General features: G+C 72.0%; 22 protein-coding genes and 2 pseudogenes. 12 read left to right on the plus strand and 12 right to left on the minus strand.

The window, feature by feature from the left end:
- From ABZS54_RS33070 to ABZS54_RS33085, 4 genes and pseudogenes are all read left to right on the plus strand, one after another.
- A pseudogene (locus ABZS54_RS33070) lies at window positions 1-613 on the plus strand (serine/threonine protein kinase); the annotation flags it as partial.
- Between the two features lie 204 nt (window positions 614-817).
- On the plus strand, window positions 818-1597 hold the full coding sequence (locus ABZS54_RS33075) for a hypothetical protein (protein WP_355544554.1): 780 nt from the start codon (window positions 818-820) through the stop codon (window positions 1595-1597).
- Window positions 1598-1660: 63 nt separating this feature from the next.
- Window positions 1661-2938, plus strand: a complete 1278-nt coding sequence (locus ABZS54_RS33080; RefSeq protein WP_355544556.1) for an MFS transporter — start codon at window positions 1661-1663, stop codon at window positions 2936-2938.
- Between the two features lie 37 nt (window positions 2939-2975).
- Window positions 2976-3413: a nuclear transport factor 2 family protein gene (locus tag ABZS54_RS33085; RefSeq protein WP_355544559.1), complete on the plus strand. Its 438-nt coding sequence runs from the start codon at window positions 2976-2978 to the stop codon at window positions 3411-3413.
- Here ABZS54_RS33085 and ABZS54_RS33090 read toward each other — a convergent pair.
- From ABZS54_RS33090 to ABZS54_RS33110, 5 genes are all read right to left on the minus strand, one after another.
- A complete protein-coding gene (locus ABZS54_RS33090) occupies window positions 3383-4186 on the minus strand; it encodes an SAM-dependent methyltransferase (RefSeq protein WP_355544562.1) in 804 nt (267 codons plus the stop codon). The two genes, ABZS54_RS33085 and ABZS54_RS33090, sit on opposite strands and share 31 nt — an antisense overlap.
- A 175-nt stretch (window positions 4187-4361) precedes the next feature.
- A complete protein-coding gene (locus tag ABZS54_RS33095; protein ID WP_355544565.1) occupies window positions 4362-5648 on the minus strand; it encodes an amidohydrolase family protein in 1287 nt (428 codons plus the stop codon).
- Window positions 5649-5654: 6 nt separating this feature from the next.
- On the minus strand, window positions 5655-6986 hold the full coding sequence (locus ABZS54_RS33100; protein ID WP_355544568.1) for an amidohydrolase family protein: 1332 nt from the start codon (window positions 6984-6986) through the stop codon (window positions 5655-5657).
- 6 nt (window positions 6987-6992) lie between these two features.
- Window positions 6993-7883, minus strand: coding sequence for an SDR family NAD(P)-dependent oxidoreductase (locus ABZS54_RS33105; RefSeq protein ID WP_355544571.1), 891 nt, complete (start codon window positions 7881-7883; stop codon window positions 6993-6995).
- Between the two features lie 73 nt (window positions 7884-7956).
- Window positions 7957-8751: an acetoacetate decarboxylase family protein gene (locus ABZS54_RS33110; protein WP_355544574.1), complete on the minus strand. Its 795-nt coding sequence runs from the start codon at window positions 8749-8751 to the stop codon at window positions 7957-7959.
- A 176-nt stretch (window positions 8752-8927) separates the two neighbouring features.
- Here ABZS54_RS33110 and ABZS54_RS33115 point away from each other — a divergent pair, with 176 nt between their 5' ends.
- Window positions 8928-9533 carry a TetR family transcriptional regulator gene (locus tag ABZS54_RS33115; RefSeq protein ID WP_355544576.1) on the plus strand — a complete coding sequence of 202 codons (606 nt, stop codon included), beginning with the start codon at window positions 8928-8930 and terminating at the stop codon, window positions 9531-9533.
- A 15-nt stretch (window positions 9534-9548) separates the two neighbouring features.
- Here the strand turns inward: ABZS54_RS33115 and ABZS54_RS33120 are convergent, their stop codons facing one another.
- Window positions 9549-10754: a hypothetical protein gene (locus tag ABZS54_RS33120; RefSeq protein ID WP_355544579.1), complete on the minus strand. Its 1206-nt coding sequence runs from the start codon at window positions 10752-10754 to the stop codon at window positions 9549-9551.
- Between the two features lie 74 nt (window positions 10755-10828).
- On the opposite strand from ABZS54_RS33120, the gene ABZS54_RS33125 reads away from it, so the two are divergent.
- The 3 genes from ABZS54_RS33125 to ABZS54_RS33135 all read left to right on the plus strand — a co-directional run bounded on the left by ABZS54_RS33125 (window position 10829) and on the right by ABZS54_RS33135 (window position 12962).
- On the plus strand, window positions 10829-11128 hold the full coding sequence (locus tag ABZS54_RS33125) for a DUF6412 domain-containing protein (protein ID WP_355544582.1): 300 nt from the start codon (window positions 10829-10831) through the stop codon (window positions 11126-11128).
- 127 nt (window positions 11129-11255) lie between these two features.
- Window positions 11256-11939: a YidC/Oxa1 family membrane protein insertase gene (locus ABZS54_RS33130; RefSeq protein ID WP_355544585.1), complete on the plus strand. Its 684-nt coding sequence runs from the start codon at window positions 11256-11258 to the stop codon at window positions 11937-11939.
- 66 nt (window positions 11940-12005) lie between these two features.
- Window positions 12006-12962 (plus strand): exonuclease domain-containing protein, encoded by a 957-nt coding sequence (locus tag ABZS54_RS33135; RefSeq protein WP_355544588.1) that lies wholly within the window; start codon window positions 12006-12008, stop codon window positions 12960-12962.
- Between the two features lie 18 nt (window positions 12963-12980).
- Here the strand turns inward: ABZS54_RS33135 and ABZS54_RS33140 are convergent, their stop codons facing one another.
- Window positions 12981-13676, minus strand: a complete 696-nt coding sequence (locus tag ABZS54_RS33140) for an ABC transporter ATP-binding protein (protein ID WP_355544591.1) — start codon at window positions 13674-13676, stop codon at window positions 12981-12983.
- Between the two features lie 197 nt (window positions 13677-13873).
- Window positions 13874-14950 (minus strand): ABC transporter permease, encoded by a 1077-nt coding sequence (locus ABZS54_RS33145; RefSeq protein WP_355544594.1) that lies wholly within the window; start codon window positions 14948-14950, stop codon window positions 13874-13876.
- 217 nt (window positions 14951-15167) lie between these two features.
- Between ABZS54_RS33145 and ABZS54_RS33150 the strand changes: the two genes are divergently transcribed.
- From ABZS54_RS33150 to ABZS54_RS33160, 3 genes are all read left to right on the plus strand, one after another.
- Entirely contained in the window at window positions 15168-16436 is a 1269-nt protein-coding gene (locus tag ABZS54_RS33150; RefSeq protein WP_355544597.1) for a sensor histidine kinase, read from the plus strand.
- The gene (locus ABZS54_RS33155) at window positions 16433-17062 is read left to right on the plus strand and encodes a response regulator transcription factor (protein WP_355544600.1); all 630 of its coding nucleotides are present in this window, start codon (window positions 16433-16435) and stop codon (window positions 17060-17062) included. Before ABZS54_RS33150 ends, ABZS54_RS33155 begins: the two co-directional genes overlap by 4 nt.
- Before the next feature lie 128 nt (window positions 17063-17190).
- A complete protein-coding gene (locus ABZS54_RS33160; RefSeq protein WP_355544603.1) occupies window positions 17191-18276 on the plus strand; it encodes an amidohydrolase family protein in 1086 nt (361 codons plus the stop codon).
- A gap of 547 nt (window positions 18277-18823) precedes the next feature.
- Here ABZS54_RS33160 and ABZS54_RS33165 read toward each other — a convergent pair.
- Genes ABZS54_RS33165 through ABZS54_RS33180 form a run of 4 tightly spaced genes read right to left on the minus strand, consistent with a single transcriptional unit; the run spans window position 18824 to window position 22858 of the window.
- Window positions 18824-19504, minus strand: coding sequence for an ATP-binding cassette domain-containing protein (locus ABZS54_RS33165; RefSeq protein WP_355544606.1), 681 nt, complete (start codon window positions 19502-19504; stop codon window positions 18824-18826).
- Window positions 19504-20295 (minus strand): ABC transporter ATP-binding protein, encoded by a 792-nt coding sequence (locus tag ABZS54_RS33170; protein ID WP_355544609.1) that lies wholly within the window; start codon window positions 20293-20295, stop codon window positions 19504-19506. Before ABZS54_RS33170 ends, ABZS54_RS33165 begins: the two co-directional genes overlap by 1 nt.
- Entirely contained in the window at window positions 20292-22187 is a 1896-nt protein-coding gene (locus ABZS54_RS33175; protein ID WP_355544611.1) for an ABC transporter permease, read from the minus strand. The genes ABZS54_RS33170 and ABZS54_RS33175 overlap by 4 nt, the downstream gene beginning before the upstream one ends.
- A gap of 5 nt (window positions 22188-22192) precedes the next feature.
- Window positions 22193-22858, minus strand: coding sequence for a hypothetical protein (locus ABZS54_RS33180; RefSeq protein ID WP_355544614.1), 666 nt, complete (start codon window positions 22856-22858; stop codon window positions 22193-22195).
- Between the two features lie 284 nt (window positions 22859-23142).
- Between ABZS54_RS33180 and ABZS54_RS33185 the strand changes: the two are divergent.
- Window positions 23143-23366, plus strand: a pseudogene (locus ABZS54_RS33185) (hypothetical protein); the annotation flags it as partial.

Below are 23366 nucleotides of genomic sequence, written 5' to 3' on the forward strand. Positions count from 1 at the left end.
GGACCCGGACTGGGCTGCGGTGCCCTCCGCCGCGCCGCCCGTGCCGGACGTGCGCAGCGCGCTCGACGAGGCCAATCGGCTGCTCGGTGAGGGCGCGCTGACCCAGGCCGTGGATGTGCTCGGCGCGGCCCTGCCGGTCGCCATCGCCCGGCACGGCGAACACGACCCGCTCGTCCTCGGGTTGCGGCAGGCGCTCGCCGACACGTTGCTGGCGGACCGTCAGTTCCGGCGTGCGCTTCCGGAGTTGCAGTACATCGCGGGAGTGTTCGCGGCGTCCGGCGGGCCGACCGACGCGGAGGCGATGGAGTACGGCCGACAGGTCGCGGCGTGCCTGGAGGAATTGGGCGAACTGCCCGCCGCGCTCGGCGAGTACCGGCGGCTGCTGGACCTGCATCGGCGCGTCCCCGACGCCGACGTGTACCAGGGTTTCGACCTGCGCGAGCGGATCGGGCTGTTGCTCGCCGCGCTGGGCGACCCGTACCGGTCCGAGAGCGTGCTGGTGCCGCTGCTCGCCGAACAGGAGCACCGACTGGGCCCGCAACACCCCCGGGTGTCCACGCTGCGCCAACACCTGGCCCGCATCCACGGCGTGACCGGCTACCGCCGGCGATGACGCCCGGGTGGGCGGGCCGGGCGGCTCGACGCGCCATGCGCACGACACCGAGGCGCGGCGGCGATTCGATCGCACGCGGGAGCGGGCGCGGCCGGCCTCGCCGCGGTGGCGCCGGGCGCCGGGACCACGATGTGTGTCGAGGTGGGTGGAGGCGCATATTTTCTGCCACTTGTCGTAGCTGTGCTCTTCCGTCCGGGGGCTGCCATGGGCGACCGTGGAGACATCGACGCGCGAAGGGGTGACGTGGCGATGGAACTGCCCGAGGTGTCCCTGCCCTGGTTTGTACTCGGTGTCGCCGGCGCGGTGCTGTCCCTGGCCCTGCCGTGGTTCCAGACCCGGACGCATCGCCGGGCGCGCGCGCTCGACTTCGACGAGTCGCGCTACGCCGGCACGCCCGACACCGTCTTTCGGGTCCCGATCACACCACTCAAGGTGTACGCGGAACCCGTCGCGGCGCGCGCGGTCGGCCTGCCGCTCGGCGTCGCCGGCGCGGTGCTGTTCCTGACGTTCGGCCTGTGGCCGTCGATGCTGACCTGGTCGGTGTGCGGCGCGGTGACCATTTTGCTCACTCCCGTGCGGCGTGCGCTGGGCCTGCGGGTGACCCACCGGATCGCCCGGGACGTGTCGTTTCGCAACGGGCCGCTGCGCGATCGCGACGGCACGGTGATTGCCGAGCAGACCTGGCCGCAGGTGGTGCGCACCTGGTACCGGCACGAGTACCGGGACCGGCCGCCGGGCGAGGACGACCTCTCGGTGGCCGTGCTCGGGAAGTTCTGGTGGCTGGCCGGTCATCTGCTGTGCTGGCCGGTGACCTTGCCGGGCACCCAGATCGTGCAGACCGCGATGTGTCGGAACCCGGCCTGGGCGCTGGGGCATGTGGGCGACGACGCGGGCGCGCCGTGGCTGGCGGATCTGGGCGATGCCCGAACCCCTGTCCAACGCGACACACACGGAAAGGCACGGCAAACCGCCCCGGACGGCTGACGCCCGCACGGGTGACCACACTCCCACCCGATCGTTGGGCCGGGTGTGACGCGAAATGTCTCCATGATCCGGATCGCGGCTGCGTCCTTCGCCGGCACGTCGATCGAGTTCTACGATTTCTTCGTCTACGGCACGGCCGCCGCCTTGGTGCTCGGGCCGCTGTTCTTTCCCGGCTTCTCGCCGATCGCGGGCACTCTCGCCGCATTCGCCACCTACGCGGTCGGGTTCGTCTCGCGACCACTGGGTTCGGTGCTGTTCGGCCGGCTGGGCGATCGGCGCGGGCGGCGCCCGGTCCTGGTCGGCTCGCTGCTGCTGACCGGCATCGCGACCGTGCTGGTCGGACTGTTGCCCACCTACGACCGGATCGGCCTGGCCGCGCCGATCCTGCTCGTGCTGCTGCGCTTTTGCCAGGGGCTGGGGGTCGGCGGCGAATGGGGCGGCGCGGTGCTGCTGGCGGCCGAGCACGCGCCCCCGGGCAGGCGGGCGCTGTGGGGCAGCTTCCCGCAGGCCGGACCCGCGATCGGTTTTTTGCTCGCCAACGGCATCATGCTGACCCTGTCGGGGACGCTGAGCGACGCCCAGTTCCAGGCGTGGGGCTGGCGGGTGCCGTTCCTGTTCGCCGGCGTGCTCGCGGGCATCGGACTGGCGCTGCGCGCCTCGATCGAGGAGACCCCGGCGTTCGTCGAACTGGCCGCCGCGAACGGGCTCTCGGCGAGCCCGTTCACCGAGGTGGTGCGCGGGCACTGGCGGCTGATCCTGCTCGTCGCCGGCGCGCTGACCTGCGGCTATGTGGGGTTCTATCTGACCACGACGTGGTCGCTGCACTACGCCACCGACAAGCTGGCGGTCGGGCGCACCACGATGCTCGCGTGCATCATGGTCGCGGTGCTCGGCAAGGCGGTGGCCACGCCGCTGTTCGCGCTGCTGGGGGATCGGTACGGGCGCAAGCCGCTGTGCGTGGCGGGCTGTGCGGCGATGGGGTTGTGGGCGTTCCCGATGCTGGGGCTGCTGGCCACCGGTGAGCCGGTGTGGATGACGCTGGCCTGCCTGGGCACGCTGATCGCCTTCATCACGATGTTCTCGGTGGTCGGCACTTACCTGTCCGAGTTGTTCGAACCACGCGTGCGGTGCACCGGTGCGTCCACCGCGTACAACCTCGGCGGCGTGTTCGGCGGCGCGCTGACCCCGATCGTGGCCACCGAACTGGCCCGGGGCGACGGCACCCCGTGGAGCGTCGCGGCCTATCTCGCGGCGGCCGCGGCGCTCAGTGTGGCGTGCTTCTCCGCGTTGCCGGAGACCCGCGCGGTGCCGACCTGGGAGGGACAACCGGCCACCGCTTGATCTTCCTTCGGCCACCGTTGTGGGCCACCCTGCGGCCATGGATTCCAATGACCCCGAGCAGGCCCGGGCACGACGCGCGCAGCACATTCGGATCGCCGAGCGGCTGCTCGCGGCGGTGAGCGCAGGCGACCGGAGCGCCCAGGTGGCCTGCTACCACCCGGACATCGTGCTCGAATTCCCGTACGCCGCGCCGCCGGTGCGGATCGAGGGCAAGGACGCGGTGGACGCCTACCTGGAGGTCGCGCTCGGCATCTTCGAGCTGCGCCTGACGATGACCCGGGTCCACGACTGCGTGGACCCGGACACCGTGATCGTGGAGTTCACCGGCGAGGGGCGGGCCAGACCCACCGGCCGTGCCTACGCGAACACCTATGTCGCGGTGCTGGCCTTCCGGGACGGTCTGGTGGTCGGCCAGCGCGAGTTCTACAACCCGGTGCCGGCCGCTCAGGCCTTGACCGCGACGCCCGCCAGCTGAGGCAGCTTCACCTCGGGGTCGCCGAGCCGGCCCTCGGGGCCCCACACGTCCACCGGGACCAGGCGGGCGGGCAGCAGATCCAGGCCGCCGAAGATGGCCAGGATGCCGTCGTGCGAACGGGCGTGCATCTGCTGCACGTTGGACGAGTACTCGCTGAGCGCGCGGTCCATCCCGGCCGGGCGCTCCTGGCTGCGGTGCGCGTGCGAGAGGGCGAGGTGGCTGCCGGGCACGGTGGCGTCCATGTACTGGCGCACCACACCCGGCGGGTCCGCCTCGTCCGGGATGAAGTGCAGCACCGACACGATCAGCACACCGACCGGCTGGGAGAAGTCGATCAGCTTGCGCACCTCGGGCGAGTCGATGACCTTGGCCGGATCGGTCAGGTCGGCGCCCACCACCGTCGCGTTCGGGTTGTTCGCCAGCAGAGCCTGGCTGTGCGCGACCGCGACGGGATCGTTGTCCACGTAGACCACCCGCGCGTCCGGATCGGCCTTGTGTGCGATCTCGTGCACGTTGCCCACCGTCGGAATGCCCGAGCCCAGGTCCAGGAACTGGCGGATGCCCAGGTCCAGCAGGTGGTGCACGGCGCGAGTGAGGAACACCCGGTTCCCGCGCAGCACGTCGCGCAGCTCGGGCATCGCCTGGGTGACCAGTTCGGCGGCCTCGCGGTCGACCGCGAAATTGTGCGCGCCGCCGAGCGCGTAGTCGTAGACGCGGGCCACGCTGGCGCGCGTGATGTCGATGTGCTCTGGAGCCCAGTCCGGTCGAGTCATGGCTCGGACTCTAAAGCGTGCCGACCGAATTCACCGGAAAAATCGCCGGCCCGACGGTTGGCAGCCCTGTGCGAGGCGTCACACGCGCACGGATGCCGGGGCGGTCCCGACGCCGACGGGAACGGAACGAGGTGTTCGGTTCCCGGACGCCGGGACCGCCGCGAGGCGATCGCGGTTACGGCTTGATGCCCGCCGCGCCGACGAACGCCGGACACTTGTCCGCGCCGACCGGGATGTCCTCGGGTGCCAGCGGTGCCCACACCTGATCGACGCGAGGGCCCACCTTCGCCGCGATCGGGGCCAGCGCCGCCAGGTCGAAGCCGTACAGCTTCGCCGCGTTGCCGCCGACCATGGCCGCGACCTCGACCGGGTCGATGCCGTTGTAGGTCAGCTGGAGCGCCTCGCGGCTGAACGGATGGCTGGCCTCCTTGTGCGGGTAGTCGCTGCCCCACATGATCCGGTCCACGCCCACCTGATAACGCAGCTTGGCCTCGGCCGGACGCTGGAAGCTGGCTCCGACGTGGCACTGGCGGGCCCAGTACTCGCTGGGCTTGAGCTCCATCCGGCCCACCAGCGCACTGCCCCACTCGTACTCCTGGGAGCCGACCGCGGTGCTCATCCGGTGCCAGTAGTAGTCCAGCCGCCGGGTCTCCTCCGGGATCCAGGCGGTGCCCTGCTCGGTGAAGACGAACTGGAGCCCCGGGTGGCGATCCATCGCGCCGGAGACCACCAGGTGGGTGAACGCGCGGTGCGCCCACCAGGACACCTCGGTCAGGAACACCACCTTGTCCACGTCGGTGTCCCCGGCCGGCGGTGCGGCCGAGCCGGTGTGGTGGTTCACCGGCATGCCCAACTCCTCGCACACCCGCCACAGCGGCTCGTAGTGCGCGTAGTCGAACATCGGCACCAGGCCGGAGCCGGGCGGGGTGCCGGGCAGCAGTACGCCGCCGGTGAGCCCGACCTCCTTGGCCCAGCGGATCTCCTCCACCGCGGCCGGGATGTCGTGCAGCATGATCTGCACGATGCCCGCCCGGCGCCCGGGCGTCGCCGCGCAGAAGTCGACCATCCAGCGGTTGTGCGCCTTCAGCCCCTCCCAACGCAGCGCCAGATCGCCCGCGTTCGCGGCCGGCGGCTGATCGGTGAGCGAGGGCTTGGGGAAGAACGGCGGCACGGTGTTGGGGAAGACGACCTCGGCCACCACCCCGTCCGCCTCCAGGTCGTGCATGCGGCGGTCGGAGTCCCAGTTGCGCGGACCCAGATCGCCCTTGAGGTCCTCGTAGGGAATCTCGTAGCCGCTCACCCACGCGTCGAACTCGGCGTGCAGGCGCGCGGGCAGATAGTCGCGATAGCCGTGGATCTCGCCGCCGCCGTGGCAGTCGGCCGAGATCACCGTGTACCGCTCGGGGTGGTCGCCGGTCGGGGGGCCGCTCGGGACGGGGAGCGGGGTGGTGCTGTCAGTCATGGGGGATCAGACCTCCAGGGCTTCCGCGTTGGGGTTGATCGCGGCGCCCGTGTCGTGTCCGGTGAGCCAGGGCCGGCCGATCTCGGCGGCTGCTGCCCACTTGGTCGTCAGGTCCTTCGCCGACCCGTCCTCGTTCACCTGACCGAGCGTCGCGGGGGTGACCCCGACCCGCTCGGCGTGCGGCCTGAGGGCGGCCAGGTCGAAGCCGTACACGTCCGCGACCGCCTCGCCGAGCATCACGCGCGTCTCGGCGATCGGTACGTCCGAGAACGTCTTGCGCAAGATGTTGAGCGTCTCGGGCCAGGTGCCCTCGGGGTGCGGGAAATCGTTACCCCAGCAGATGTTGCCGACACCGATCTCGTAGCGCATGCCGATCTCGCGCCGCTTGGTGTTGGACGCGCCGATGAAGCAGTTGCGGTCGAAGTACTCGCTCGGGAGCAGCTTGATCTCCTCGAACCCGGCCAACTTGGCCGCGCCGCGCGAGCCCAGCAGCAGCCGGTCGGTGAACCACAGCAGGTTGCCCACCCACCAGCAACCCGCCTCGGTCACCCCGAAGCGCAGTCGCGGGAAGCGCTCGAAGACGCCGGACCACAGCAGGAACCACAACGGCCGGGAGGGCCACCAGGTGACCTCGGTGACGTAGATGCCCAGGTGGTTCCCGTACGCCTCGCGGTCGGCCGGACCCGAGTGGGTGACCACCGGGAGCTCCAGGTCCTCGCACAGCGCCCACACCGGGTCGTACCTGCGGTCGTGGTAGGGCGTCTGGTTCATCCACATCGCCGGGATCATCACCGCGCCCAGGCCGTCCGCCTTGATCCGGCGGATCTCCGCGAGCACGTCCTCGATCGCCGCGGTGATCGGGATCAGCGCGACCCCGCGCCGCCGCTCCGGGCTGGTCTTGCACAACTCGGCCAGCCAGCGGTTGTGCGCCTGCGCGCCGGCCAGGCCCAGTTCGGGATCCATGTCGCCGGACAGACCCAGTCCCGCGCCGAAGGGCACACACGTACGCGACTCGACCGCGTCGGCGTCCGGGAAGATCACCTCGCCGACCACGCCGTCCTTGTCCAACTCCAGGTCGCGCCGGTCCACCTCCCAACCGCTGCGCAGCACCTCCTCGTTGGTCTCGAACCAGTTCGCCGCGAAGTCCTCGTTGCGCACGCCAAGGTCGGTGATCGCCTTGAGCTGCGCCTCGCGCTCGGACATGAACTGGTCGAAGGCGCCGTGGTGTTTGCCGGCGAGGTAGTCGCGATACAGCTCGGTCGGCAGCCCGGCGTGGGTGTCCGAGGAGATGATCGTGTAGGGGGTGGTGAGTTCGTCGTGCTCGGTGTGCTCAGTCATCGTCACTCACTTGTCCAGGACGAAGGTTTCGAGGTACGAGGGGTTGCTGCGGGCGAGCATGCTCTGCGACCGCGCGATGATCTGTCCGTCGCTGTGCTCACCGGCGGGCAGGATCCAGAACCGGTTCTCCCGGATGCCGTCGAGCACGTCGGCCGCGACCGACTCGACCGGGGTGAACTCGATCTCCTGCCCCGCGTCGCGCATCGCCTTCTCCCACGCGTCGAGCGTGTTGTACGGCGTCTTGCGCGGCACCGACTTGGCGAACCTCTCGGGCCGGTTGCGGTAGGACTCCCACAGGCCGGTGCGCAACATCTTGGGGCCGGGGAACAGTACGGACGCGCCGAGTCGCGCGTGCACCTGGCCGAGTTGTGCGTACAGCGCCTCGGTCATGGTCACCACCGCGGCCTTGGTGGTCGCGTACACCGACGCGTTCGGCAGCGGCGCGATGCCGCCGTCGCCGGAGGAGGTGTTCACGATGTGCCCCGGGGTGTTCTGCGCGAGCATCCGCGGGACGAACGCCTGGATGCCGTTGAAGACGCCGAACACGTTGACGGCGAAGCACCAGTCCCAGTCCTTGGGATCGTGCTCCCACATCTTGCCCTCGGAGCCAGAGCCGATCCCGGCGTTGTTGCACAGCACGTGCACCGCGCCGAAGTGTGCGAACGCGGCGTCGGCCAGCCCGAACACCGATTCGCGCACCGACACGTCCACGACGTGCCCGATCGCGTCGCCGCCCGCGTCGGTGATCCGCGCGACGGCCTTGTCCAGTGCGCCCTGCTCGATGTCGCCGAGCACGACCTTCATGCCCTCGGCGCTGAACCGCTCGGCCATCGCGAGCCCGATGCCGCTCGCGGCACCGGTGACGACGGCGACTCTGCCGTCGAATTCCTGGAGCATGTGTCCCGATCCCTTGCTGTCGTCGCTGCCGTGCCTGTCCTGCTTGGCGTGCTTGCCCTTGTCTGCCGGGGAGCTACTTCGCGGGCGGCGGATCGTCGGTGATCTGCTGCACGTCGTCGTAGCGCTGGTGGATGTACGGGAGCACCAGATCGGCCTTGACGTGCTCGGCGACGAAGCCCTGCTGGTCCGAGGTGCGCTCACTGAGCGTGATCGAGATCAGCTTGCGCACCGGCAGGTCGGCGACCGGGTCGAAGTCCGAGTCGCGCAGGATCACCTCGCCGTCCAGACGGTGCGCGCTGCGGGTGCGCTCGTTGCGGGTGACGTGCACCAGCATCGGGTCGGCGTCGAAGCCGTCGCCGTCCACGGCGGGTAGGAACTTGTAGTAGAAGCTCAGCGTCTGTCGGGGCTCGGGCGTGGCCAGCTCCTCGACCACCGTGCCGCGCACCTCGACGTAGGTGACGCCCATCCGGTTCACGGTGGCCACGACCCGGTCGCCGTCCCGCTCGACCTTGACGTCGGCCAGCTTCTTCGGCTCGCCGAACACCTCGCGACCGCCGATCACCGCGCGCTCGGTGGTCATCGGCATGGTGAGCGTGTAGTCCCCCTCGATGTCGCCGTGCTTGCAACGGACCGCGACCGCACCCGCGCCGAGCGGGTAGCCGTTGATGTCGCAGCCGGAGATGTTCACCCGCACCAGCGGGCGGTCGGCGGGGACCAGCGGCGGGGGCAGGATCGCCGCGATCACCTCGGGATCGGTCTCCCAGATCGCTATCACGCCGGTGGACCAGATCTCCGGGAGGCTGGATCGTTCCCGGGAGGACTTCCTCAGCGCCTCCGCCGGTCGGGCGCCGTACCGAATGCGTGCCACGTACCTCACCTCTTCCGCTCGTGCGAGGGCTTCGCGCGGACCGATTCCCCGGTTCCGTGCGCGGTGGTGCCGATTGCTCTGTAACACTGTTACACCGGTGGGTCGGCGAGGTAAAGACCTGCGGCGTGGTTGCCCGTGTATCGGGCAAGCCCGTCCGGACGCGAGAATGGGACGTGATGGACAGGATCACGCGAGACACCGTGCTCGACACCGCCATGCGCCTCGTCATGGAATCCGGTATCGAGAACCTCAGCATGCGCAAACTGGCCGCCGAATTGGGCGTCGCCGTCACCTCGATCTACTGGCACGTGGGCAACCGTGACGTGCTGGTGGACCAACTGGTGGACCGGGTGATCGCGGACATGGGCGCGATCTCGGTGGACGGGAGCACGCCGGTCGAGCGGGTGGTGTCGATCGCGCGAACGTGTCGGCGGATGATCCTGGAGCGCCCGCATCTGGTCGGCCTGGTCCGCGAGCGCGGTCTGGAATCGCTGATGATGCTGCCCGCCCGCAAGGCGCTGGTGCGCGAGATGACGGCGGCCGGGCTGCGCGGTGCGCGGGCGGGCGAGGCGGTACAGGCGGTGCAATACCAGATCGCCGGCTTCGTGATGCTGGAGCGGGCTCTGGAGAACAGCGCGGCCGAACCGCCCGCCGTGGATCACTGGCGCGGCGAGTTGGCGCTGGAGGACCCGGAACTGGCGGCGAGCCTGAGCAATGTCACCGACGGTGATCGGTTGTTCGTACTGTCGGTGCGGGCGCTGGTGGAGTCGCTGCTGGGGTGAGGACGGGATGCTCGGTCAGGGCACGCGGGGTGGCGCGCCGGCCAGGATGCGGCGCCAGGCGGCGGGGGACAGGGCATCCTGGGCCTGTGCCGCGTCGATCCGCGCCAGGGTGCGGGCCGGAGCGGTCAACAGGGCGGTGGTCCGCAGGAGCGAGCCGCCGATCCGGCGCGGCTCGCGACGCAGGCTCAGGGTCTCCTCGACCGCGTCCCGGTACGGACCCCTGCGCAGCACGATCCGAACCAGTTCGCGGCCGACCCGACGCCGACCCGCACGCGCGGCGGCCGTCAGCGCGCCGGGTGCCTGCCGGGTGCGCACGTCCGGACGGCCCCACGGCATCGAGGCCGGCGCCTCGCCTCGGGAGACCGCGATCAGCGCCGCGACCAGGTCGGTGCCACTGGCGGCGGCGTTGCCCGGCTCGGTCAGATAGGGGCGCACGTCGAGCCAGGCCGGGCCGTGCGCGGTCCGCACCGCGTCCAGCGACAGGCCGCCGTGCCAGCCGAGATGGCCGCCGAGCATCGCGACCTGCTCGCGCACTTCCGGAAGCACCACGCTGCTCTTGACCGCGCTCCCGCGCAGGTGTTCGTACGCATGCACCGCGACCAGCCGGCCGTGCTCGAAGACCGCCTGGGCGGACAGGACCGGGCCCTCGGCGGGCTCTTGGACCAGCACGCCGGCACCGTCCAAAAACGCCCCGTCCCGCTCCAACGTGTCGGCCAGCCGCAGCAGTTGCTCACGCCGCTCGACCCGGTACGCAGCCGGCAGCGTCTTCACGAACAGCGGCGGATCGGCGACCTGGCGCAACTCCTCGGCCGTGTGCACCACCACCGTCCCGGCCGGCTGCGGCATCGCGATCTCGGTGAGTGTGTTCGCCGCCGACGCCCGATCCGCGACCCGGCGCAGCGCCGCGAACGGTGGTACGGCCAGGGCCACACCGTGCGCGGTGACGCGCTGCGGTTCGCGGGCGAGCACCGCGACGTGCGCGTTGGTGGCCAGCAGCACCTCGTACGGCTCGGCGCGCAGCACCGCCTCGGTCCGGGCCAGCCAAGCCCACGGATCCGCGCCGAAGGCCGGTACCTCGTGCACCGCAACCACCGACTGCGGGCACCCGAAAGCCGGCCGACCGGGCGGCGCGAGCACCGCCACGTCCTGCCCTGACCGCCCGATCGCCATCGCGATCTGACGTGACGTCACCCCGAAGCCGTCCCCTAGCAGCACGCGCACGGGGGTCATCCTGGCACGAACGTGTGTCCGCGCTCACCACACACCTCGATGCCGGTTCGATTAGAATCGCGCCCATGCACCGCCCGGACCCCGCCACCGCGTCGACGTCGCTGTTCGCGACGCTGCTCGCGCTGGTCGGCTTCGGGTTGTTCGTGGACGGGGCACTGCCCGCACTGGTCGCCGTCGCGGTGACCGTGGTGCTCACGCTGGCCTGCTGCGCCGTCTCGTGGGCGCCGTCCGCCGAGCGGGCGCGGGTGCGCGGTGCGGTGTTGCGCGAACAGGCCGATCGGCTGGCCTTCCTGCCCTCCCGTGATCCCGACGGGCCTGGTCGATCGCGGCCCAGAGCACCGGGAGCGGGCCCGGCGGCCTGCTGACCCCGTTTTTCGCTCCGAAGGTTCGGCACGGTTCCTGTGCCGAAGGTTCGGTACGACCTTCTTGCTCCGAAGGTTCGGCACGCCGCCCTGACGCAGCCCTGATTCCCGCGTCACGGAAGGCCCTTCCATGTTCGGCATCCCTGTTCTCGGCGTCGCGCACGACGTCCTGCTCACGCTCGCGGACGCGCTCGCGCCGCTGCTCGGCACCGGCTCGGTGGCCGGCGCCGTGGTCGTGTTCACCGCATGCGTGCGACTCGCCATCGTTCCGCTCGGTTACGCCCAGGCCCGCGCCGAGGTGGCCCGCGCCCGACTCGCCCCCGAGGTCCGCCGGCTCCGCGACAAGCACGCCAGGGACCCGCAGCGGCTCGGACGTGAACTGGCGGCGCTGCACCGGCAGTCCGGCACCTCGATGTTCGCCGGCATCCTGCCGGCGCTGGCCGGCCTGCCGTTCCTGTTCCTGACATACCGTCTGTTCAGCGGCGACCGCGCCCTGTTGGAGCACACACTGGCCGGCGCGCCGCTGGGCCTGCATCCGGCGACCGGCCTCGGCGGACCGCACGCGCTCGTGCTCGTCGGCCTGTTGGCACTGCTCGCGGGCGTGGCCTACGCGCAGCACCACGCCGCCGCGGCCGTCCCGGACGCGCCCGCGCTGGTGCGGTGGATGCCGTTCGGCACGGTGCTCACCGCGGCCTTCGTGCCGCTCGCGGCCGGCCTGTACCTGCTCACGAGCACCGCGTGGACCACCGCCGAACGCCCGTTGCTGCGCCGGTTGGCCACCCGGCGCGCGGATCGCGTCGTACCCGGGCACTAGCGTTTCGCGCAGTCGTTTCGCGCAGTGACGACGTGAATCTGATCCGAGATCGGAAAAGAGCACCCCATGGCTACGAACAAGTTCGGCGCGACCTGTGCCACGTGCACGACCTACGTCAAGGCCGGCGACGGTTTGTTGGTGCGCATCGACGGCAAGTGGGTGACGTATTGCGCGACCTGCGGCGAGCCCAAGCCCGCCGCGCCGCCCCGCGGCAACCACGACGGCTGGCATCGCGGGCCGATGGCCGCGTTCGACGTGGAGACGTCCGGCGTGGATCCGCACACGGACTTCATCGTCACCGCCGCACTCGTCGACTCGGCCGGTATCCGGCAGTCCTGGCTGCTCGATCCGGGCGAGCGGGAGATCCCGGCCGAGGCGAGCGCGATCCACGGGATCGGCACCGAACGGGCCCGGGCCGAAGGGCGCCAACCCGCGCTGTGCCTGGCCGAGATCGGTACGGCGATGGCCGAATACCTGGCGGCGGGCACGCCGATCGCGATCTACAACGCGCCCTTCGACCTGACCATCCTGCAAACCGAGCTGCACCGCCACAACCTGCCGCAACTCCCGTATACCGCACCGATCATCGATCCGCTGGTGATCGACAAGCAACTGGACCGCTACCGCAGAGGAAAGCGCACCCTGGCCGCCACCAGTGCGTTCTACGAGGTGGTGCTCACCGACGCGCACACCGCCGACGGCGACGCGCTGGCGTGCCTGTTGCTCGCCCAGGATCTGGGCGCGCGGTTCCCGGAGTTGGCCGCCGACTCGCTGCACACGCTGCACGAGAAGCAAGCCCGCTGGTACGCGGAGCAGGCGGCCTCGCTCCAACAGTACTTCGACCGCCGGAACCCGGACGGCGGCGCAGTGGTCGACCCGAACTGGCCGGTGATTCCCGGCGGTCCGGACGGGCCGGGTTCGCCGAGCCTGCCCGGCACGTCGACCGGGGCGAGCGCGTGGCGGCCGGAGGACGGGCGGGAGCCTTCGGGGTCGAGTGCGTGGCGGCCGGAGGCAGGGGCGTAGGTGGTTTCGGCCGCGGTGTCAGTGGTTCGTGGCGAGGGCGCCGAGACGGCCGTCGATCAGCTCCAACACCTGCTCGGCGTACGGCAGATGGCTGTGGTCGTGGGTGACCAGGACGGTGGCCGTGCCGTTCGCGCGGGTCAGCTCGGTGAGCAACGCCACGATCGCGGCGCCGCGTTCGTGGTCGAGGGCGCTGGTGGGTTCGTCGACCAGGAGCACGGCCGGCTCGTTCATCAGGGCCCGGGCGATGTTGACGCGTTGCCGCTGGCCGCCGGAGAGCCGCTGCGGACGGTGCTCGGCGTGCTCCGCGAGGCCGACCCGGTCGAGCAGGTCCAGCGCCCGGGCGCGGGCCCGGCGGGCACTGCGCCCGGCCAGGTGCGCCATCACCTGGAGTTGCTCGACGCAGGTCAACGACGCGAGCAGGTTCGGTTGTTGGAACACGATCCCGATCGTGGTGCGGCGCAAGCGGGCGCGTTCGGCGGCGGACAACGCCGCGGCGTTCCGGCCGGCGATCACCACCCTGCCGTCGTCCGGCCGGGTCAGCGTCGCGGCGACGGCGAGCAGACTGGACTTGCCGGACCCGGACGGCCCGACCACGGCGGTCAGCGTGCCGGGCGGCACGAACAGCGAGACCCGATCCAGGGCGGTCAGCCGGGTGTCGCCGTCGGGGTAGGTGAGGGTGACGTCGGCGAGTTCGAGACCGGGGGACGGGCGCATCGGGTGCCTCTCGGGTTCGCCGGTGCCGGCGTGGGACACGGATCGGGTGCCGTGGGTGGGGCGGGTCGGCCATCCGGGCTCGGTGGGGTGGCGGAGCGCGGGGTGCTCGGGCTCGGTGGTGTGGCATGGCGCGGGCCGCTCGGGCCGGGTGGTGTGGCGTGTTGCGGGCCGCCCGGCTTCGCGCCACGTCGGATGGCTCATCGGGTGCCGCTCAGTGCGGTGTGCGGGTCGACGGCGGTGACCCGGCGGATGGCGAGGGCGGCACCGACCATGCCGAGCAGGATCAGTACGGCCGCCGGGAGCAGCGTGGTCGACGTATCCACCACGTATGGCACACCCGCCGGCGCGACCGCGCCGAACAGCGCGGCGGCTCCGGTGCCCAGGGCAGTGCCCACCAGCAGCACCACGAACGCCTGGCCGAGCGCGTCCCGGAGCAGATAGCCGGTGGGCGCGCCGAGCGCCTTGAGTACCGCGACGTCGCCGGCCCGCTGGATCGTCCACACGGTGAAGAACGCGCCGACCACGAGCGCGGAGATCGCGAACAGGAAACCGCGCATCAGTTGAAGCGACCCGTTCTCGGCGGAGAACGACCCGATCGCGCTTCGGGCGTCGCCGATCGAGGTGGTACGGGTGCCGATCGCGCGGTCGGCCGCCGCGGTGTGCGCGCCGGCCAGGTCCAGCGCGATCACGGTCGCGTGCGGACCACCGCGCTGCGGCCCCGGGCGCAGCGGCTGCCAGTCGGCCAGGGTGGTCCAGGCGACCGGCGCGTGACTGTACGAGGACCCGGACACCACGGCCGCGACGGTCAGCGACGTGTCGGCGCCGACACTCAGCCGGGCGCCGACCTCGACGTGCAGATCCTCGGCCAGCGGCCGAGACAGTACGACGGTGCCCGGCGCCAGCGCCCGCGGCGCGAGCGGCCCGCCGGGCTCGACGCCGAATGCGGCGGCGGCAGCGGTCCGCTCGCCGACGCCGAGCCGGGTCATCGCGATGCCCAGCGGCGCCGCCGAACGCACCCCCGGCTGCTCGGCCCAGCGCCGCCACTGGCTCTCGTTCACGGCCGAGTCCGCGAACGAGACGCCCTGCCCGGACGCGGGCGCGGCGAACGCGAGCCGATCGGCGGGCAGCGCGTCGACGGCCGACGTATTGGCCCGCCCGAGCCCGACGGTCAACCCGGACACCAGGCCGACGAGTGCGGTGATCAACACCACGGTGACGATCATCAGGGCGAACCGCCCTCGGGCGAACACGAGGTCTCGCAGCGCGACGAACACGGTGGGTCGGGGCCTCCTCGGTGGAAGATCTACGGCGTCGCGGCGTGGGAGATCCGCGGGGTGATCCCCAAGTCCGGTGAGATCAGCCCGTCCGGCGTTCGAGGACAACCCGACTATCGTCCTCACCAACCGCAGCGTCATCGATCGAGCTGTCCGCCCCCGGATCAACCTTTCGATCGATGCCGCCTACACCCGTCCCGTTTACCCTTGACCCGATATGTACCTCACCATCACCCCGACCCAGGTCCCCCGCGCGCTCCGCGCCTGTATGCACGGGCTCGTGGTGCTCCTCCTCGCCGTCGCGGCACTGCGCGCACTGGTCGGCGCGGACGCGTCCGGCGGGCGGGCCGCGCTGATCGTGGTCGGTGCGGCGGTCACGGCCGGGGTCTACGCCGCCGGCAACCTGCTGCCCTCGGTGGGGCCGTCACGGCGCGCCTCGATGGTGTGGCTGGGGTGTCTGACGCTGGCCTGGGGCGGCTTCTACGCGCTGACGGCGGAGGGGATCTGGTTCGCCTTCCCGCTGTTCTTCCTGGTTCCGCACCTGCTGCCGGTGCGGCTCGCGGTGCCGGCGGTGGCCGGGCTGACAGTGCTCGCGATCGTGGGCTACGGGGCGCATCGCGGCGGGTTGGCGGTGGGCATGGTGCTCGGTCCGGTGCTGGGCGCGGCGGTGGCGATGGCGACCGTACTGGGCTACCAGGCGCTGCACCGGGAGAGCGAGGAGCGCCGCCGGCTGGTGGAGGACGTGGTCGCGGCACGCGCCTCGCTGGCCGCGGCCGAGCGGCATGCCGGGGTGCTCGCGGAGCGTGAGCGGTTGGCCCGGGAGATCCACGACACACTCGCTCAGGGCTTCAGCAGCATCCAACTGCTCCTGCGCGCGGCGGAGCGGGCGCTTCCGGCGGATCCGCTCGCCGCGGACCGGCACGTGCGGCTCGCCCGGATCACCGCGACCGACAACCTGGCCGAGGCACGCCGATTCGTCCGGGCGCTGGCCCCGCCGGAGTTGGACGGGTCCTCGCTGCCGGCGGCGCTGGAAAGGCTGTGTGCGCGGACCGCGGCCGAGGCGGAATTGCACGTGCGTTTCCACAGCACGGGTGACGCGGTGGGACTGCCGACCGCCGTCGAGGTGGCGCTGCTGCGGATCGCCCAGTCGGCGCTGGGCAACACCGTGCGGCACGCGGGGGCGTCCCGGGCCGAGGTGACGCTGAGCCACATGGATGCCTCGGTGACGCTGGACGTGGTGGACGACGGGCGGGGCTTCGATCCGGCGGGGCGATCCGGGCTGTCCGGGCTGTCCGGGCGGGGCGGCGGGGTCGGGACGGCCGGTACCGGGTTCGGGCTGGCCGCGATGCGGACTCGGGCTGCCGAGTTGGGCGGGGTGCTCACGGTGGAGTCGCGGCCGGATCAGGGTGCGGCGATCGCGGTGACGTTTCCGGTGCCGGTGCCGGTGCCGGTGCCGGTGTCTGCGCCGGGTGGGTCGGCGCGGTGATCCGGTTGTTGCTGGCCGACGACCATCCGATCGTGCGGGCGGGGCTGCGTGCGGTGTTGGCGGCGGAGCCGGACTTCGCGGTGGTGGGTGAGGCGGACACCGCCGAGCGGGCGATCGAGTTGGCCCGTTCGCTGGCGCCGGACGTGGTGCTGATGGATCTGCGGTTCCGCCCGGGCGGGATGCACGGGAACGCGGCCACGGCGGCGATCACGGCCCTGCCGGACGCACCGCACGTACTGGTGCTGACCACGTACGACACCGATGCGGACATCTTGGCGGCGGTCGAGTCGGGCGCGCTGGGCTACTTGCTCAAGGACGCCCCGCCCGAGGAACTGGCCGCCGCGGTTCGTACCGCCGCGGCCGGCGAATCGGCACTCGCGCCGCGGATCGCCGGCCGGCTGCTGAGCCGGCTGCGCGACCCACTGCCGACGCTGACCACGCGCGAGACCGAGGTGTTGTCGCTGGTCGCGGACGGGCTGTCCAACCTGGCGATCAGCAAGGCGCTGTTCCTGAGCCAGGCCACCGTCAAGTCCCATCTGGTGCACATCTACGCGAAGCTCGGCGTCGACTCGCGCACGGCGGCGGTGGCTGCGGCGGTGCAACGCGGAGTGCTGGGACGGCGGTGAACTCGCCGCGGGGCGGTGTGCGCCTCACCGCGATCCGCCCCGCCGTGTGCGTTTCGGGGACGGCCGGGCGGTGCGCGTTTCGGTCGGTGGGCGGGTCGGTTACGCCGGGCTGCCCGTAGGGTCTCGGCATGACCGTGTTGCACGTGAAGGGTCGCGTTCTGATCGGCCCGGACGAAGTTCGTGACGAGATGTGGATCGTCGGCGGGCGGATCACCTTCGATCGGCCGACCTCCCTCGCCGTCGATGCGACATTGGAGGGTTGGGTACTGCCCGGCCTGGTCGACGCGCACTGCCACGTCGGGATCGACGAACACGGCGCCGTCGACGCCGCCACCTCCGAACGCCAGGCACAGACCGATCGGGACGCCGGCGCGCTGTTGTTGCGGGACGCGGGCTCGGCCGCCGACACGCGTTGGATCGACGGTCGGGAGGACCTGCCCCGACTGATCCGCGCGGGTCGCCATCTGGCCCGGCCCAAGCGCTACATCCGCAACTACGCACACGAGATCGAGCCCGGCGACCTGACCGCGTTCGTGATCCAGGAGGCCCGGCGCGGCGACGGCTGGGTCAAGCTGGTCGGCGACTGGATCGACCGGGACACCGGCGACCTGTCCCCGCTGTGGCCACTGGACGCGCTCAAGGAGGCGATCGCCGCGGCGCACGCCGAGGGCGCCCGGGTCACCGCGCACTGCTTCGCCGAGAACTCGCTCCCTGATCTGGTCGAGGCGGGCATCGACTGCATCGAGCACGCCACCGGCCTGACCGAGGACCTGGTCCCGCTGTTCGCCGAGCGCGGCGTGGCGATCGTGCCGACGCTGGTCAACATCGCCACCTTCCCCGGCATCGCCGACCGGGCGGCCGACAAGTTCCCGACCTACGCCGCGCACATGCGCGCGCTGCACGCGAACCGCTATGCCACGGTCCGGGCCGCCTACGACGCCGGCATCCCGATCTTCGTCGGCACCGACGCGGGCGGTTCGCTGCCGCACGGCCTGGTCGCCGACGAGGTGGCCGAACTGGTCGCGGCCGGCATCCCCGCGGCCGACGCCCTCTCCGCCGCGTGCTGGTCCGCCCGATCCTGGCTCGGCCGCGATGCCATCGCCGAGGGCGCCTCCGCCGACGTGGTCGTCTACGCGGCGGACCCCCGCACGGACGTCGCCGTCCTGGCCGACCCCCACGCGGTGATCCTGCGCGGGAGGGTGATGCCACGCTGACCCGTCGGGCGCCGCCGACCCGGGTCGACGATTACCGGGATCGGCCTGCGAAGGCTCGGAAGACGCCCCCGGGGTCGACGTGGGCCGCCTCGGCGAAATCCGAAAAGAAGAGGTTGGTGATCGCCGGATCGGCCTGCACCTCGTGGACGGCACGATCCGGAACGCACGCGGGGACGAAGCGTCGACGGGTCCGGATTCTTGCCCTCGGGCCGCGTGTCGAGGGCGATCAGCGCGTGGTCGGCGGACCGCATCGTGCGCCGATCGGCGACGAACACCACGGATCGGTCCTCGCCCCACCGGACCGCGATGACGACGTCGTCGGGTTCGGAGCCCGCCCGGACGGGATCGTCGACGGGGCCGCCTGAGCGGGGCGTCGGCCCGGTTCCTTCGACGGTTGCGACCGACGTCTCGCTGGGCAGGGGTGTGTGGCCGCGACCCCGTCGGGAGGTCGAGCCGGCGGCGGAGTACGTGGCGCGCCTGTCGTCGGATGAGGGCAGCTCAGGGGCCTTTCGTACGGGCACCACGCGTCGACCTCCCGGGCCGGGGCCTAAGCGCGGTGTGCCGTGCTCGGGTGGGTGTGGTACTCGGTGGGGTCGCCGCGGAAGGTGATGGTGCCTCGGTTGAGGGCGTAGACGACCTCGGCGCGTTGCAGGGCCTCGCCGGTGTGTTGTTCGACCAGGATCACCGTGCGGTCGGCGTCGGCCAGGGTGGTGACGACCTCGTAGAGCCGGGCGGCGACTCGCGGAGCCAGCCCCTGGCTGAGTTCGTCCAGGAGGAGGAGCTTGGCGGGGGTGAGCAGGGCGCGGCCGACCGCGAGCATCTGCTGTTCGCCGCCGGAGAGGGTGCCGGCCCTCTGGGCCAGTCGGTCGCCCAGGATCGGGAACGCGGTCAGCGCGGGCCCGATGTCGCCGCCGTCGGCGAACAGTTTCAGGTTGTCGGCCACGGTCAGCCCGGCGAACACGCCGCCGCGTTCGGGGATCAGGGTCAGGCCCGCGCGGGCTCGCCGGTCGGCGGGCCATCCGGTGATGTCCACCCCGTTCCAGAGCACCCGGCCGGCGCTCGGGCGGACCAGGCCGGCCAGGGTGTTCAGCAGCGTGCTGCGGCCCGAGCCGTTGCGGCCGACCAGGGCCGTCACCGCGCCCGAGGGGAATTCCAGGTCGACGCCGTGCAGCGCCTCGATCGGGCCGTAGCGCACCCGAAGTCCGGTGACCGACAAGGCGATCGGCATCAGAGGTACACCTCCCGGGCGCGCTCGTCGGCGCGGATCTCGTCCGGCGTGCCGGCCGCCACGATCCGGCCCGCGGCCATTACGTGCACGGTGTCGGCGACGCCGAACACCAGGTCCATGTCGTGTTCGACCAGCAGGATGGCCAGGCCGTCGGCGGCCAGCGCGCGCAGTTCGTGTCGCAGCCGGTCGGCGTGCGCGTCGTCCAGCCCACTGGCCGGCTCGTCCAGGAGCAACACCGACGGGGACGACGCGAGCGCGCGGGCCAGTTCGACCATGCGCATTATCCCGACCGGGAGTTCGCCCGCCGGTGTGTGTGCCTGCTCGGTCAACGCGAGTCGGCGCAGCGCCGCCTCGACCGCGACCCTGGTTCGCCCCCGGGCCGGGTCGGGCAGGCCGAGCAGCCGGGCCATGGCGGAGGAACCGGACCGGTTCTCCGCCGCCACCCGCAGGTTGTCCACCACCGTCAGACTGGGGAACACCGACACCACCTGGAACGTACGGGCCAACCCGAGCCGGGCCCGCCGATGCGCCGGCAGCCGGGTGACGTCCCGCCCGCCCAGGTACACCCGACCGGCATCGACCCGACCACCCGCGAGGCAGTCGAACAGGGTGCTCTTGCCCGCCCCGTTCGGCCCGATCACCGCCGTCACCACGCCCGCCGGCACGACCAGATCCACCCCGTCCACGGCCCGCAACCCGCCGAACCGCCGGACGATTCCCTCGGCCCGCAGCACACCCGCCGACCCACCGCCGCCCGGGTCCGGCCGCGTCGACTCCGAGGCCCCGTTCACGGGCGCACCCGGGCACGCAGGGTCCGGCCGAGCGGGGTCAGGCGGACCGGGACCGGCTCCACCGGGGCGGTCGGGCGGCCCGCGACCAGGCGCAGGACCGTGGCCGGCACGCCACCCGGCATCCGGGACAGCAGTACGGCCAAGGCGCCGACCACGATCGTGGACATGCCGGCCGTGGTGGCCGCGTCCAGGGCCACCACCAAACCGGCGGCCAGTACCGCGCCCGCAGCGCTGTCCACGCCGAAGACGACCACCGCCGCGAACCAGACCAGCCCCAGGACCGGGTCGAAGGCCGCCGCGTCGAAGGCTCGGCCGCCCATCCCGAGCAGCGCGCCACCCAGTGCGGCCACGCCGGCGCCGATCGCGAAGACGAAGACCTTGGCGGAGGAGACGTCCACACCGGCCGCCGCCGCGCCGCGCTCGTGGTCACGGACCGCGACCAGCATCCGGCCGAGTCGGCTCACGTGCAGCCGGCGGATCACCAGCAGGACCAGCCCCAGGCAAGCCAACTCCATTGCGTAGAAGGCCCGTTCGCCCTCGAAGGGCCATGGGTGTTCGAGTACCGCGTCGCTGGTGAAGCGCGGTTGGGCGAAGACGAACCGGCTGACCACCGCGGCCACCGCGAACGTGGTCAGCGCCAGTGTCAACCCGCGCCGCCGAATCGCCGGCCACCCGGTCAACAGGCCGACCGGCACCACCAACAGCGCGGCCAGGAACAGCGCGACCAGGCCCGGGACGTGCCGGCTCAGCAGCTGCCCGGCGAACAGCGCGCCCAGACCGGCGAAGCCGGCCTGGCCGAGCGAGATCTGGCCCGCGTACCCGGTGAGCATCACCAGCGACACGAACACGATCGCCATCGCCGGTACCTGCTGGGCGATCCGCAGATGCTCCGCGCCCAGGGCGAGCGGCGCCGCGGCGACCGCGACGAACGGCACCCACCAGCCCGCCGGCGCACTCTCCCCGCGCCCCGTCCCTATCCGGGTCGCCGCCCGCGTGGCGTCCGGGTCGCCCACCTCGATCATCCGCGGCAGCACCAGCAGCGCGACCAGCATCACCACCACGAACAGGTTCGCCTGGAGCGCCTGGATCAGCCCCCACGAGTCGAGTTCCAGCCGGGACAGTTCGCTCTGCCCCACCCCGATCGCCAGCGCCGCCAGGATCGCCACCGGCAGACTGGCCAGCCGGGCGACCACCGCGACGCCGATCGTCTCCAGTACCAGCAGGGTCAGCCCGTACGGATCCAGCCGTAGGTGCGGTGCCAGCAGCACTCCGGTCAACCCCGCCAGCATCGACCCGAAGGCCCAGCCCGCCGCGGCCACCCGATCGGCCGGCACGCCCGCCAACTCGGCCAGCGCCGGCCGGTCCACCACCGCGCGCAGCCGCACGCCGAACCGGGTGTACCGGGTTACGCCGGCCACCAGCACGGCGACCGCGATCACCACGCCCAGTTCGACCAGTGTGCCGGTGGCCACGGACGTGTCGCCGGGCAACGCCACCGACCCGGTCGGCACCATCGAGGGCGGGTCCAGGCGGGCCTGGGTGCCCCAGGTCAGCGTCGCGACACCGACCAGGAGCACGAACACACCCAGCGAGGCGACCAGCATCCGGGCCGGGCCCGCCCCCTCGTGGTGCAGCCCGCGAAAGACGAAGCGCTCCAGGACCAGGCCGAGCGCCGGCGCCACCACGCCCACGTCGAGCAGCACGGCCGCCCACAGCGGCCAGCCCCACACCCGTACCTGCTGCCAGACCAGGTAGGCCACGATCATCGCGAGCGCGCCGAAGGACAGGTTGAACACGCCGGTCGCCCGGTAGGAGGTGATCATCCCGACCGCCGCGAGCGCCGCGATCGCGCCCACGCCCAGTCCGGCCAGGGCCAGTTCCAGAGTGAGCACGATGCTCAGCCGCCGGTCGCGGGCGTGCTCGGCCCGTCGGGCCCGGTGTCACCGGGATCGCGCGGCTCCGCCGACGCGCCGGCCGATCCGGGCCGCGACCCGGGCCCGGCGGACTCCGACCCGGTGGACCCGACGGCCGTCGACCCGACGGGCCCCGGCGTGAACGCCCCCGACCCGCCGACCCATGGCGCGGTCCGCGCCCAACCCGGTCCCGGGTCGCACAACCGGCACGGCCGCAGATCCTTGTTCCGCGCCATCGTCTCGTCCACGGGAAACACCCCGTTCTTGCCCAGCACCAGCGAGCACCCGGACCGGTGGTACCGCGCGCCACCCGGCACCGAGACCCACACCGCGGCGGCGGGCGGCTGCTCCGCCGCGTCGGCCGGCACCGGCTCGACCAGCAGTTCGTACAGCCGGCCCATCATCGACCGCAGCTCCGCGTCCACCGCGCCCGACCCGTCCGCCGTACCGCGTCGGGTGCCCACCACGAGCACCGCGCCCGCGACGATCAGGGCCGCACCCGGAATGGTCGCCGAGGCCAGATAGGGCAATTGGCGCGCCTCATACCGTTCGCCCGATACGCCGTACCAACCCAGCGCACACAGCAGCGCGCCGCACAGGCCGACCAGCCAGCCGCCCCGCGTGCGCAACAACCGCCGCAAACCCTCCATGGTCGCGGCCGCCTCGGTCGTACGCTGTCGTTCGATAGGGGAGTTCGCCTTTCCCGTGGAACCTGCCGAGTCCGTCGAACCTGCCATAGGGTCCACCCGTCGAGTCCGCCCGATCGCGCATCCGTGCCTCAGCGTAGTTCGCCGGGATCTGGTCATACGGGCCGGAACACGATTGGATACCGAGTCGCACGTGGCAACATGACTTGCCGGTAACCCAGGTACTACCTGGCTACATCAACAGCAACAGGACGCCGGGCGACCGGCGGAACGGGTGGTGAATGCACGTGAGCGTGGACATGATCAACGAGCGGGCGACAACGGGCACCGGCTTCGGTCGTCGCAAGGGGACGCGTCGGGCATGGCTGGCCCTGCCGGTGGCGGCGGTGCTGGTGATGTCCGGTTGCAGCAGCGACGACGACAAGAAGGACGACAAGGGGAAGTCGACCTCGTCGGCGTCCGCGCCGGCCGCCCCCGCGGCGACGACGCCCGCGCCCGCCGGGTCCACGCC

The organism is Embleya sp. NPDC005575 (assembly GCF_040605455.1).
In the GTDB taxonomy this organism is placed as follows: domain Bacteria; phylum Actinomycetota; class Actinomycetes; order Streptomycetales; family Streptomycetaceae; genus Embleya.

Coding starts and splice junctions, on each gene's coding strand:
- ABZS54_RS33075 (WP_355544554.1), top strand. CDS start 818: ATGGGCGACCGTGGAGACATCGACGCGCGAAGGGGTGACGTGGCGATG.
- ABZS54_RS33080 (WP_355544556.1), top strand. CDS start 1,661: ATGATCCGGATCGCGGCTGCGTCCTTCGCCGGCACGTCGATCGAGTTC.
- ABZS54_RS33085 (WP_355544559.1), top strand. CDS start 2,976: ATGGATTCCAATGACCCCGAGCAGGCCCGGGCACGACGCGCGCAGCAC.
- ABZS54_RS33090 (WP_355544562.1), bottom strand. CDS start 4,186: ATGACTCGACCGGACTGGGCTCCAGAGCACATCGACATCACGCGCGCC.
- ABZS54_RS33095 (WP_355544565.1), bottom strand. CDS start 5,648: ATGACTGACAGCACCACCCCGCTCCCCGTCCCGAGCGGCCCCCCGACC.
- ABZS54_RS33100 (WP_355544568.1), bottom strand. CDS start 6,986: ATGACTGAGCACACCGAGCACGACGAACTCACCACCCCCTACACGATC.
- ABZS54_RS33105 (WP_355544571.1), bottom strand. CDS start 7,883: ATGCTCCAGGAATTCGACGGCAGAGTCGCCGTCGTCACCGGTGCCGCG.
- ABZS54_RS33115 (WP_355544576.1), top strand. CDS start 8,928: ATGGACAGGATCACGCGAGACACCGTGCTCGACACCGCCATGCGCCTC.
- ABZS54_RS33125 (WP_355544582.1), top strand. CDS start 10,829: ATGCACCGCCCGGACCCCGCCACCGCGTCGACGTCGCTGTTCGCGACG.
- ABZS54_RS33130 (WP_355544585.1), top strand. CDS start 11,256: ATGTTCGGCATCCCTGTTCTCGGCGTCGCGCACGACGTCCTGCTCACG.
- ABZS54_RS33135 (WP_355544588.1), top strand. CDS start 12,006: ATGGCTACGAACAAGTTCGGCGCGACCTGTGCCACGTGCACGACCTAC.
- ABZS54_RS33140 (WP_355544591.1), bottom strand. CDS start 13,676: ATGCGCCCGTCCCCCGGTCTCGAACTCGCCGACGTCACCCTCACCTAC.
- ABZS54_RS33150 (WP_355544597.1), top strand. CDS start 15,168: ATGTACCTCACCATCACCCCGACCCAGGTCCCCCGCGCGCTCCGCGCC.
- ABZS54_RS33160 (WP_355544603.1), top strand. CDS start 17,191: ATGACCGTGTTGCACGTGAAGGGTCGCGTTCTGATCGGCCCGGACGAA.
- ABZS54_RS33165 (WP_355544606.1), bottom strand. CDS start 19,504: ATGCCGATCGCCTTGTCGGTCACCGGACTTCGGGTGCGCTACGGCCCG.
- ABZS54_RS33180 (WP_355544614.1), bottom strand. CDS start 22,858: ATGGAGGGTTTGCGGCGGTTGTTGCGCACGCGGGGCGGCTGGCTGGTC.